This is a genomic window from Corynebacterium sp., assembly GCF_030826625.1.
Classification (GTDB): domain Bacteria; phylum Actinomycetota; class Actinomycetes; order Mycobacteriales; family Mycobacteriaceae; genus Corynebacterium.
Genome location: NZ_JAPJNQ010000024.1, coordinates 15,506 through 27,146, shown reverse-complemented (window position 1 = coordinate 27,146; position 11,641 = coordinate 15,506). Strand labels below are relative to the sequence as shown.

Here is an 11,641-nt window from a genome sequence, read left to right as displayed (position 1 = left end):
CGACGGGGTCATGCCACAGACGATCGAGGCGATCAACCACGCCAAAGCAGCCGATATCCCGGTTGTCGTTGCCGTCAACAAGATTGATAAGCCTGAAGCACAGCCAGACAAGATCCGCGGTCAGCTGACTGAGTACGGCTTGATTCCAGAAGAATATGGTGGCGACACCATGTTCATCGATATCTCTGCACGCCAGGGAACCAACATCGATGAGCTGCTGGAAGCTGTTGTGCTGACTGCAGATGCAGCTTTGGAACTGACCGCCAACCCAGACATGAATGCTCAAGGCTTGGCAATCGAAGCGAACCTGGACCGTGGTCGTGGACCGGTGGCGACAGTCATCGTCCAGCGCGGTACTTTGCACGTCGGAGACTCGATTGTGGTCGGCGATGCGCACGGTCGTGTGCGTCGTATGGTCGACGAATTCGGCAATGATGTTGAAGAAGCTGGTCCATCCCGTCCAGTTCAGGTACAAGGCCTCAACGGCGTGCCTGGCGCTGGTGACTCCCTGCTCGTGGTCGAAGACGACCGCGTTGCACGACAGATCGCCGCGCAGCGCGATGCCCGCCGTCGTTCGGCCCTGCAAGCTAAGACCAAGAAGCGTGTCTCCCTGGAAGACCTGGACAAGGTTCTGCAGGAAACCAGCACGCTGAACCTGATCTTGAAGGGCGACAACGCCGGTTCTGTCGAAGCCTTGGAAGATGCCTTGCTGCAGATCGAGATCGACGACGAGGTCGAGCTGAACATCATCGACCGCGGTGTTGGTGCGGTAACGCAGACGAATGTCTCGCTGGCTGCAGCCTCGGATGCCGTTATCGTGGCCTTCAACGTTCGCGCGGAAGGCAAAGCTACCGAAGCTGCCAACCAAGAGGGCGTGGATATTCGCTACTACACGGTCATTTACCGTGCCATCGAAGAGATCGAGCAAGCCCTCAAGGGCATGCTCAAACCGATCTACGAAGAGCGCGACACTGGTGAAGCTGAGATCCGTGCGCTGTTCAAGTCGTCGGCTGTCGGTCTCATTGCAGGTTGTATGGTCAACGAAGGCTCGGTCAAGCGCAACGGCAAGGCCCGCATCCTGCGCGACGGCAACGTCATCGCGCCGAACGCCACGATTGAGTCTTTGCGTCACGAAAAAGACGATATGACCGAGATCAAGGCCGGTTACGAGTGCGGTATGACGCTGTCCTACCCAGACATTGCCGTGGGCGACATCATCCAAGCCTACGAAGAAGTCGAGGTACCACGCGATTAGCATTCGTTAGCCGCGGCGTGTGACCAGCTAGCCGCGGCGCGTGGCCGCCGGTTCACGAAATCGACGACGAGCACCCACCCGATGAGTCCGAAGGGACACCGGGTGGGTGCTTTCGTCTGCGCTAAAATGGCGACAACAACATTCGATGAAAGGTGAAACCATCATGGCCGACAACGCACGTACAGGACGGATCGCGAAGCGAATCCAAGAAATCGTTGCGAATGCTCTCGAACACCAGATCAAAGACCGTCGTCTAGAATTGATTACCGTCACCGATACTCGCGTGACTGGGGATCTGCACAACGCGACGGTCTATTACACGGCGCGCGGGCGCGAAATTAACGAAGAACCGGACCTTGAGCAGGCGGCAGAAGCACTCGCACGGCACCGTGGTCAATTACGCAAAATCGTTGGCGACGTGCTTTCGGTTCGCTTTACTCCCACCCTCGAGTTCGCTTACGACGAGGTACCGCAAGCCTCCGCGCACATGGAGGATCTACTGGCCAAAGCCCGCGCGCGTGATGAAGAACTCGCACGCTTGCGCGAACAAGCACGCCCAGCTGGGGAAGACGACCCATATAAGGATTCTGAGTAATGACTTATTCCCAGGTGGCTAGCGCAATCAAGCAGGCCCGTCAGGTGATAATCCTGACGCACATCAACCCCGATGCTGATGCCATCGGTTCAGCTTGTGCGCTTGCCCTGGGCTTAAAACAGCTTGGTATCGGCTCGCGTATTTTCGTGGGCCAGAATAGAGAGATACCGGACAATCTGCTGTCGATACCGTATTCCGAAAACGTTGAGCTTTTCGACGGCATCGCCGAACTTCCTGTTGCCGACGCCATCATCAGCGTTGATTGTGGTTCGCTGTCGCGTACAGGTGCGGCGGCGGCAAGCTACCAGGCTTTCGCTGGAACCAGCATCAATATCGACCACCATGACACTAATCCTGGTTATGGTGAGCTTAACTTGGTTGACCCCAGCAGAGAGTCGACCACGGTGGTTATTCATGAGCTTTTCCAGCATTTAGAAATCACGCTAGATAGAGCGATTGCCCATGGTTTGTATGCGGGGTTGATGACAGACACCGGAAGTTTCCGGTGGGGCAGCAGTGCTATGCATACCCTGGCTGCTGAGCTCATGGATTTCGGCTTAGACCCGAAAAAGATCGCGATAGATTTAGTCGACCTCACAGCGCCGGAAGATTTACAGATGACGGGTGAGGTGTTGTCGAACTTGCAGATCAAATCCACAGGCTCGGTGACGATGGCGATTTTGCAAGTACCACACCGGATCATTACTGCGCATAGCCAATCAGCAATAGAAAAATTGGTGGATTTTGTGCGCTCGCTGGATGGTACCAACCTAGGTGTGGTGTGCAAAGAAATGGGCCCGCAGTACTGGAATGTCTCGTTGCGATCCCGCGAGCTCGATTGTTCGGCTATCGCAATGCGACTCGGCGGCGGTGGCCATGTGCCTGCAGCAGGGTATTCTGCCCAGGGATCGCAGGAAGAAGTGATCACAGAACTACTCGATGCTATTCAACGCGAAGGTCTATAACCACGCCTATGACTACGCCGTCTAAAAATGACAATGAGAGCAGCGGTGCTGACGCTACTACCGAGCACACAGATGACCGGCACACTGATGACGAGCGCACAGACGCCCCGCATGCTGAAATTAACGCCCGCACGATTTTCGGTCTCGCGTTGCCTGCGCTTGGGGTTTTGGCGGCGATGCCGTTGTATCTGCTGCTGGATACTGCCATCGTCGGCAGGCTGGGAAGTTTTGAATTAGCAGCTCTGGGCGCTGGTGCAACCGTGCAGTCGATGCTGACCACCCAGTTGACGTTTTTGTCTTATGGCACCACTGCGCGAGCTTCGCGCCTTTATGGGCAGGGCAAAAAATCATCCGCCATTGCTGAGGGCGTGCAAGCAACCTGGGTGGCGCTGGCTGTCGGCGGCTTGTTGGCGACAGTTTTGTGGATATTCGGCACTACGATCGCGCAATGGTTGACCGGTGACCCTCAGGTAGCATCAGCGACGGCGAGCTGGCTGCATGTTTCTGCACTCGCCATCCCACTCACATTGGTAATTATGGCTGGCAACGGCTGGATGCGTGGTATCCAAAATACGCGCTGGCCGTTTTATTTCACCCTCGCTGGTGTGATTCCCGGCGCGATTACTTTGCCGTTTTTAGTCTCTTCGTTCGGCCTCGTGGGTTCTGCGTGGGCAAATGTGTTCGGGATGGGCTTGACGGCAACCTGTTTTGTGGTGTGTTTGTTGCGTGCACATGATGGCAGCTGGGCACCGCGCTCTCGGGTGATTATCCGCCAGTTGGTGCTGGGGCGCGATCTGATTTTGCGTTCCTTAGCATTTCAAGTGGCTTTTTTGTCTGCCGCCGGGGTTGCTGCTCGTTTTGGCACGCACGCGCTTGCCGCGCACCAAATTATGCTGCAGCTGTGGAATTTCTTGACCCTGGTGCTTGATTCTTTAGCGATTGCAGCCCAGGCTTTGATTGGTGCTGCATTGGGTAGCAAAACCGTTGCGAAGGCACGGAGTGCAGGTTTGCGAATCACCTGGTACTCGACAATTTTTGCCCTCGGTCTGGCAGTCATCTTTGTTATTTTCTCTGGCTGGATTCCGCGGGTATTCACCGATGATCCCGGTGTGCTGGAAGCGATCGCGACGCCGTGGTGGTTGCTGGTTTCTATGATCGTCTTGGGCGGTGTGCTGTTTGCATTTGACGGCGTTTTGCTTGGTGCTGGTGATGTTGCATTTTTGCGCACGATCACGATCGCTTCGGTGGTTCTCGGGTTCTTACCTGGGGTCTGGTTCGCCTATCTTGTCGACGGTGGATTAACAGGAATTTGGTGCGGTTTGTTGGCATTTATTGCCTTGCGTACGCTCGCCGTGGTTTATCGTTTCCAGTCGATGAAGTGGGCGGTGACCGATTGATGATAGGCCAGGAGCTAAAGAAGCAAGTGATCAGCAGCGAGGCGAGGAACACCCCTGACATGCAGGGAGAATCGATAATTGAGTTCCCACCGACGCTGTGGGCCGTGGCAGATCTGCATGCTGCGGTGAGGGCAAACCGGCAACGTGTAGCCGAGATCGTCCCGAGGCACCCAGAGGATTGGCTATTGGTAGCGGGTGATGTTGCGGAACAATTCGAGTTGATTTCTGCGATTCTCAGCGAATTGCGTGGTCGTTTCGCTCAGCTCATTTGGGTTCCTGGCAATCACGAACTTTTTTGTCGTTCGGCGGAGACTCATGTGGGCCGCGCGAAATATGATGCGTTGGTGCAGATGTGCCGAGAGATCGACGTGATTACTCCGGAAGATAGTTTTCCGGTTTTTGGTGATACCACGATTGTGCCGTTGTTTACGCTCTACGATTACAGTTTTCGACCTTCCGGCATGACAGTTGAAGCCGCTCTGGATGCCGCCGCACGGAAAAACGTCATGATGACCGATGAGATCGCGATCGCGCCATTTGCCGATATTCGTGCTTGGTGCTGGGATCGTTTGGCCTATTCCATCACACGTTTGTCACGGGTATCCGGGCCCACGGTGTTGGTGAATCATTGGCCGTTGGTTCAAGAGCCGACGCTGGAGATGGCATTGCCAGAGATCGCGTTGTGGTGCGGTACCCGCCATACGCGGCATTGGCCGCGACGATATAACGCGAAAGCAGTGGTCTACGGACACTTGCATATGCCGGGCGAATACGAGCTCGACGGTATCGTCCACCACGAAGTATCGCTGGGATACCCGCGAGAATGGGCGCGACACGATGAGCAACGGGTTTGGCCATGTCCGATCTTAGAGCTAGTCGACGGTCGTGATGGCCGGACGGTAGCAAGGAAGGCGAGCCAAGGACTGGGAGGGGCTAATCATGTCTAGTCATGATTTTTTGTTACCGGAATCTGCTCGCATGGTCTCTGTACGCAGCACTGATGATGGCGACCTGGTGAATTTTCGGAGTTTGCATCCGTTGGAGCAGACCGTCGTCTCGCATTCGGTGGAAAAGCGCAAGGCTGAATTCGGTGATGCGCGATGGTGCGCGCATCAAGCGCTGGCGCAATTAGGATATTGCGGAACCCAACCGATTCTGCGCGGTAACCGGGGCATGCCGTTGTGGCCGGATGGGTATTGCGGCTCGATGTCGCACACTTCCGGTATGCGGGCGGCAGCGGTGGCGCCGGTAGATCAGATACGCAGCCTCGGTATTGATATTGAACCGGCGCAGAAACTTCCCGTCGATATCGTGGATTTGATTTTGCGCGATTCGGAAAAACCGCAGATTCAGCGATTACGATCAGCGGGAATTCCGTATGCTGATCGCATTATCTTTTGCGCGAAAGAGGCGGTGTACAAGACGTGGTTTCCGATGACGCAGCGTTGGTTGGGGTTTGAGCAGGCCGAAGTAGACCTGCGAGAAGATGGAACCTTCATCGCCTATCTGTTGGTAAGGCCCACCCCGGTGCCATTCATTAGCGGTCGCTGGGCTATTGACGGCGGCTTCGTTCTCACTGCCGCAGTGGTGCCAGCGGAGGCTTAGAGTGTACTGGGCCGGGCGACGAAGACGGTCTGAATTTCTTTAGATTCTTTGACCAGTGCGATTACTCTGCCATCAGGAGCGGTTGCTGCATGCACACCGTCTAAACCTTGGGCTGGTAATCGTTTGCCCATACTCAAATCCAGTGCTTGGTCTTCGCTGATCTGCCATTTCGGGTAGCTGCGGAGCAGCGCTTCATCTAATCCCAGGCTTAAAGCTGCTTGTTCTGCGAGTTCTTCGAGGCTGGCAGCATCGGCGAGCGTGTACGGGCCAACCTGAGTCCGTCGTAATGCAGTGAGGTGCCCGCCGACTCCAAGGTCTAGGCCGATGTCGCGCGCTAGCGAACGAATATAGGTGCCTGAAGAACAAGACACCGTGCAATCGATGTCAATAAATTGCTTGCCATCGTGTTCAAAGATGCGGCGGATATCGTGAATATCGAATTGCTCGATGGTGACGCTGCGAGCCGGGATCTCTACTTCTTCGCCTTCACGCACTCGCTGGTGGGCGCGTTTGCCGTTGATCTTGATTGCCGAGACCTTCGCGGGGATTTGTTCAACGGTGCCGGTCCAGGCAGCACACGCGGCCGAGATCTGTTCGTCGGTCAGTGCTGTCAAGCGAGCCGTGATGTCTGTCTTGGTGCTATCCGGAAATACGCTTGCGGGGGAGAGTAGTTCGCCTTCAGCATCATCCGTGCTGGTGGCTGCGCCGAGCCGTATCGTGGCTTGGTAGGTTTTGGTGGCAGCAACCATGTGTGCCAGGAATTTCGTGCCCCGTTCAAGGCCTGCTACTAGCACGCCAGTGGCCATCGGGTCGAGGGTTCCCGCATGGCCAACTTTTTTCGTGCGAAAAATGCGGCGAAGCTTGCCGACGACGTCATGCGAGGTCATGCCCGCAGGCTTGTCGACGACGACGATACCGGAGCCTTCCAATGGGTCGGGCTGCGAATAATTCGAAGCAGAATTCATAGCAGTCAGTCTATGCCTTAAGCTGGCAGGGTGAATATTTGGCACGGCATGGATGAGATCCCGGCAGATGTGGAATCCGCGGTAGTAACCATCGGTGTGTTTGATGGCGTGCACCGTGGACATCAAGAATTGATTTCCGCGGCGGTGAAACGCGCTCGTTCGACGGGCGAAAGATCAGTATTGATTACGTTCGACCCACACCCGGTGAGTGTGTTTTTACCGGAGCGTGCCCCGCTAGCTTTGGGGACTTTTGAGCAGCGCATGGCTGTCGTCGAAAAAATGGGGATCGATCACGTCATGGTGATTGATTTCACCGTGGAGATGGCTGGCTGGTCGCCGCAGGAATATGTGGACCGATTGCTCGTCGGCAAGCTGCACGCTTCCCATGTGATCATCGGTGAAAATTTTACGTTCGGTAAAGATGCCGTTGGCACTCCAGCGGTGATGGAAGAGCTCTGTCAGCCTTACGGCATTTCCGTCGATGTTATTCAACTGTTGCACGATAAAGACCGCAGCAATGCCGATACCCTGATCTGTTCTACGGCTGTGCGGAAATTCTTGGCCGCTGGCGATGTGCGGTCTGCGCGGTGGGCGTTGGGGCGACCGTTTAACGTTCATGGTCCGATCGTTCGTGGTGCTGGTCGGGGAGGTAAGGAACTCGGGTTCCCTACGGCGAACCAATATTTTCCCGAAAATCTCGCTTTGCCTGCCGACGGGGTCTATGCCGGATGGCTCGTCGTTGAAGGCGCAAATTCCCCGGTAGACGGAAACATGATCCCAGAAGTTGCTTATGCGGCGGCGATTTCGGTGGGTACCAATCCGACGTTTGGTGACGACGAGCGCAGCGTGGAATCATTTGTTTTGGATCGCGAGGCTGATTTGTATGGATATAGCGCAACCGTGCATTTCGTCGACCGGATTCGCGCGATGGAAAAATATGACAGTTTAGATGAGCTTTTGTCTGCAATTTCACGCGATGTGGATAACGTCCGTGAGGTTTTGCAGGAGGATTTAGCGAGTCACGAAGCCGACCCCGCAGTAGCGGAGGAGTATTTCTTGCAAACAAGCGCGGATAACGGCTAGGATTAATGATCGGTTTGTGACTACGGTCCACAGTGGTTGCAAATGATTTTTCGTGTGGACTGAAATAAGGAGACGATCATGGCTTTTTCAACGGAAAAGAAGCAGGAAATTCTGAAGGAATACGGTGTTCACGAAACTGATACCGGTTCCCCAGAGGCTCAGGTTGCGTTGCTGACCTACCGCATCACCAACCTGACCGAACACCTGAAAGATCACAAGCACGATCACCACTCCCGTCGTGGTCTGTTGCTGCTGGTTGGTCGTCGCCGTGGTCTGCTGAAGTACCTGCAGTCCAAGGACGTTAACCGTTACCGTGACCTGATTTCTCGTCTGGGTCTGCGTCGCTAATTTCAAGCGCCGTTATTTCGAGTGTCGCAAATATTGGGCACTGCAGAGATATTCACCACCTTGTCCAGTTTTCTGGGCAGGGTGGTTTTTGCATGCTAAGCTAAGGGCAGTGTTTGATGCTGATTAGGTTGACGCTACAGAGTTTGAAACTGTAAAGCCTGATACTGTCGAGTGGAACTCTGGCAGAGGTTTTCTTTTCAGAACATAGATGCATTGACGGCTACGATGATCGTCAGAATGAATGAGCTCGCTGTAGAGCAAGGAGTTTTTATGAGCAGCAATAAAGCTGTGCAAATGTTTGTTGATGAAGAAGTCGGGATCAACGGCGTAGAAGCCACAATCGACAATGGTGATTTCGGTACCCGCACCATCCGTTTTGAAACTGGGCAGTTGGCTCGGCAGGCAGATGGTGCCGTCACCACTTACTTGGATGAAGACACGATGATTTTGTCGACGACGACGGCATCGTCTAAGCCGAAAGAAGGCTTGAACTTTTTCCCTCTGACCGTGGACGTCGAAGAGCGTATGTATGCAGCTGGCCGCATCCCGGGCAGCTTCTTCCGTCGAGAAGGGCGCCCGTCGACCGAAGCCATTTTGGCGTCTCGCCTGATTGACCGCCCGTTGCGCCCGACGTTCGTCAAAGGCCTGCGCAATGAGGTACAAAACGTCAATACCGTGTTGTCGATTGCGCCTGGCGAATACTACGACGTGCTTGCGATCAACGGTGCTTCGGCCGCTACACAGATTTCCGGGTTGCCGGTTTCTGGTGCCGTCGGTGCCGTTCGCGTGGCTTTGCTTGCCGACGATGAACACCCAGAAGGTGCCTGGGTGGCGTTTCCGAATCACCAGCAGCACCAAGAAGCCCTGTTTGAAATGGTGGTTGCTGGTCGAATCGTCGAAAAGAAAGACGGCGATAAAAAGAAGGGACGTCGCAGCTCAAAGGGCGCAAAGTCGGGAGCAAGTGATGTAGCCATCATGATGGTTGAGGCTGGCGCTGGGGTAAACGTTGCTGACCGTGTTGCTCAGGGTGCACCTGCGCCGACAGAATCAACCGTTGCCGAAGGCCTGGAAGCTGCGAAACCATTCATTTCTGTGCTGTGCCAGGCGCAGGTTGAGTTGGCCAAGCAGGCCGCGAAGGAAACCGCAGAATTCCCGTTGTTCGTGGAGTATTCCGACGAAGTTTATGACGAGGTTGCGAAAAAAGCCCGCAAGAAGCTGCACAAGCTGCTTTCCATTGGGGAAAAGCAGGCTCGTGATGAGGCTATCAACGATTACCTCAGCGAATGGGATGAAGACCTTGCCGACGATATTGAGGATAAGTACGACATCGACGATGACGATGCTCTGCTCGAAATCCGTGCTGCATACGGTGCATTGCAAAAAGAAATCGTCCGCGAAAAGATCCTGCGCGATGGTTACCGCGTCGATGGCCGTCGCACCACCGACATCCGCGTTCTGGAAGTTGAAGTCGAACTAATTCCACGCGCGCACGGTTCCGCATTGTTTGAACGTGGAGAAACCCAGATTCTGGGAGTGACCACCCTAAACATGCTGGAAATGGTTCAGCGGGTTGATTCGTTGACCCCCGGCGAGTCTAAGCGCTACATGCACCACTACAACTTCCCGCCATTTTCTACCGGTGAAACCGGCCGTGTGGGCTCGCCAAAGCGCCGTGAAATTGGGCATGGTGCACTGGCTGAGCGCGCAGTGGTTCCGGTTATCCCGTCGCGCGAAGAATTCCCGTATGCGATCCGTCAGGTATCTGAGGCATTGGGATCGAACGGCTCGACTTCCATGGGATCGGTTTGCGCCTCGACGCTGTCGCTGTACAACGCGGGTGTGCCGTTGAAAGCGCCAGTGGCCGGTATCGCTATGGGCCTCGTCTCTGGTGAGGTTGATGGTGAAGAGCGTTTCGTGACCTTGACCGATATCTTGGGCGTCGAAGATGCCTTCGGTGATATGGACTTCAAAGTCGCCGGTACTCCGGATTACATCACCGCTCTGCAGCTGGATACCAAACTAGATGGTATTCCATCGGATGTTTTGGCACAGGCACTGGAACAAGCGCGCGAGGCTCGTTTGACCATTCTGGATACGATGGCTGAAGTCATCGATTCGCCAGACTCGATGGCGGAAACTGCTCCGCGTGTGATCACCGTGAGCATCCCGCCGTCGAAGATTGGTGAGTTGATTGGTCCGAAGGGTAAAACCATCAATGCGATTCACGACGAAACTGGCGCTGAGATTTCCATTGAAGACGATGGCACCGTCTATGTTTCGGCCGCTACCGGCGAAGAAGCAGACGCTGCCGTTGAAAAGATCAATGCTATTGCCAATCCACAGTTGCCGAAGGTTGGCGAGCGTTTCTTAGGTACCGTCGTTAAGACCGTCGCCTTTGGTGCGTTTATCTCGTTGATGCCGGGTCGCGATGGCTTGATGCATATCTCGAAGATTGGTGGCAGTCGCCGCATCGAGAAAGTCGAAGATGAAATCAACGTTGGTGACAAAGTACAGGTCGAAATCGCTGATATTGATGATCGCGGAAAGATCTCCCTGGTGCCGGTCCAAGAAGACTAAGCAGCACTGCGCGAGCATGTGCAACTAAAGCAACAGCACCCCAGGCAATCGATGCTTAGGGTGCTGTTTTTAGCTTTAGCGGGTGCTTAGCGAATAGAAGAGGTGCTTAGCGAATAGAAGAGCAGGCTACTTCTGAATATCAACCACCACGCGGGTGGGATTTTCTAGTCGAGTAATCGAATATGGCCGTTGTTTATCGAGACCGATGATGAACACGGACTGCCCTTCAAAAGCGCCGGCGAGCTTGACTTCAGTGACCACACCAGCGCCAGGGAAATGTGCATCTAAGTCGATCCATTGCGCTTGTTTCGCCGGATCGATAGGTGGAGGGGTTCCCTCGATCGCGACGGATAATGCGGTGTCGCCAGCAAACTCTACTGGGAATCCAGAGCCCGGCTGTGCTGGGGAATCGGTGTAACGCGTAAACCAGCCGGGTTTTCCGGTGCCCTCAAATTCAAATACAACTCGGTCAAAGCCCTGGTGGGTTCCGACGCGGACATCCGTTGGGGCTAAATCGCCGTAATCATCCGGAATGTCTTGACGGCCTTCCAAGGATGGTGTGCCCATCATGCCGGGGCCAGCTGGTTGGGCCGAAGATTGGCCACGAGCAGCAGTCGTACGGGAAGAATCTGCTGGCTTATCGTCGGAACCCGATTTCGAGGCAGACTCGGTTGTCTCTGATGGCTGTGGTGAGGTCGAGGTCACCGTGCTTGTTGGCCGTTGTGCGGAATTCGCTGAATCATCCGTGTCCTTAGCCGTGGTGCAGGCGGCAAGCACTAAGCCCACGGTGGTGACGGCAGCAGCCAGGCTGAGAATTTTCCGAGGTGTGTTCATGCTTTCAGTTTATCGTG

The 11,641-nt window shown here is 54.9% G+C and carries 11 protein-coding genes; 9 read left to right on the top strand and 2 right to left on the bottom strand.

Annotated features, from left to right (window positions below):
- From infB to RCH87_RS04585, 6 genes are all read left to right on the top strand, one after another.
- On the top strand, positions 1-1,255 hold a 1,255-nt coding region (gene infB, locus RCH87_RS04610), incomplete at its 5' end, for a translation initiation factor IF-2 (protein WP_306515558.1).
- 163 nt (positions 1,256-1,418) lie between these two features.
- Positions 1,419-1,850, top strand: coding sequence for a 30S ribosome-binding factor RbfA (rbfA, locus tag RCH87_RS04605; RefSeq protein WP_306515557.1), 432 nt, complete (start codon positions 1,419-1,421; stop codon positions 1,848-1,850).
- Complete coding sequence (locus tag RCH87_RS04600) at positions 1,850-2,815, top strand: bifunctional oligoribonuclease/PAP phosphatase NrnA (RefSeq protein ID WP_306515556.1); 966 nt, start codon at positions 1,850-1,852, stop codon at positions 2,813-2,815. The genes rbfA and RCH87_RS04600 overlap by 1 nt, the downstream gene beginning before the upstream one ends.
- An 8-nt stretch (positions 2,816-2,823) precedes the next feature.
- Positions 2,824-4,212 (top strand): MATE family efflux transporter, encoded by a 1,389-nt coding sequence (locus tag RCH87_RS04595; RefSeq protein ID WP_306515555.1) that lies wholly within the window; start codon positions 2,824-2,826, stop codon positions 4,210-4,212.
- Positions 4,213-4,271: 59 nt separating this feature from the next.
- A complete protein-coding gene (locus RCH87_RS04590; RefSeq protein WP_306515554.1) occupies positions 4,272-5,159 on the top strand; it encodes a metallophosphoesterase in 888 nt (295 codons plus the stop codon).
- Positions 5,152-5,817: a 4'-phosphopantetheinyl transferase gene (locus tag RCH87_RS04585; protein WP_306515553.1), complete on the top strand. Its 666-nt coding sequence runs from the start codon at positions 5,152-5,154 to the stop codon at positions 5,815-5,817. Before RCH87_RS04590 ends, RCH87_RS04585 begins: the two co-directional genes overlap by 8 nt.
- Here the strand turns inward: RCH87_RS04585 and truB are convergent.
- The gene (gene truB / locus RCH87_RS04580) at positions 5,814-6,782 is read right to left on the bottom strand and encodes a tRNA pseudouridine(55) synthase TruB (RefSeq protein ID WP_306515552.1); all 969 of its coding nucleotides are present in this window, start codon (positions 6,780-6,782) and stop codon (positions 5,814-5,816) included. The two genes, RCH87_RS04585 and truB, sit on opposite strands and share 4 nt — an antisense overlap.
- 30 nt (positions 6,783-6,812) lie before the next feature.
- Between truB and RCH87_RS04575 the strand changes: the two genes are divergently transcribed.
- From RCH87_RS04575 to RCH87_RS04565, 3 genes are all read left to right on the top strand, one after another.
- The gene (locus tag RCH87_RS04575) at positions 6,813-7,865 is read left to right on the top strand and encodes a bifunctional riboflavin kinase/FAD synthetase (protein WP_306515551.1); all 1,053 of its coding nucleotides are present in this window, start codon (positions 6,813-6,815) and stop codon (positions 7,863-7,865) included.
- A gap of 78 nt (positions 7,866-7,943) precedes the next feature.
- Positions 7,944-8,213 (top strand): 30S ribosomal protein S15, encoded by a 270-nt coding sequence (gene rpsO, locus RCH87_RS04570; RefSeq protein ID WP_306515550.1) that lies wholly within the window; start codon positions 7,944-7,946, stop codon positions 8,211-8,213.
- A gap of 270 nt (positions 8,214-8,483) precedes the next feature.
- Positions 8,484-10,790 (top strand): polyribonucleotide nucleotidyltransferase, encoded by a 2,307-nt coding sequence (locus RCH87_RS04565; RefSeq protein ID WP_306515549.1) that lies wholly within the window; start codon positions 8,484-8,486, stop codon positions 10,788-10,790.
- A 126-nt stretch (positions 10,791-10,916) separates the two neighbouring features.
- Here RCH87_RS04565 and RCH87_RS04560 read toward each other — a convergent pair whose 3' ends face one another.
- On the bottom strand, positions 10,917-11,624 hold the full coding sequence (locus RCH87_RS04560) for a hypothetical protein (protein WP_306515548.1): 708 nt from the start codon (positions 11,622-11,624) through the stop codon (positions 10,917-10,919).
- Positions 11,625-11,641 lie beyond the last annotated feature (17 nt).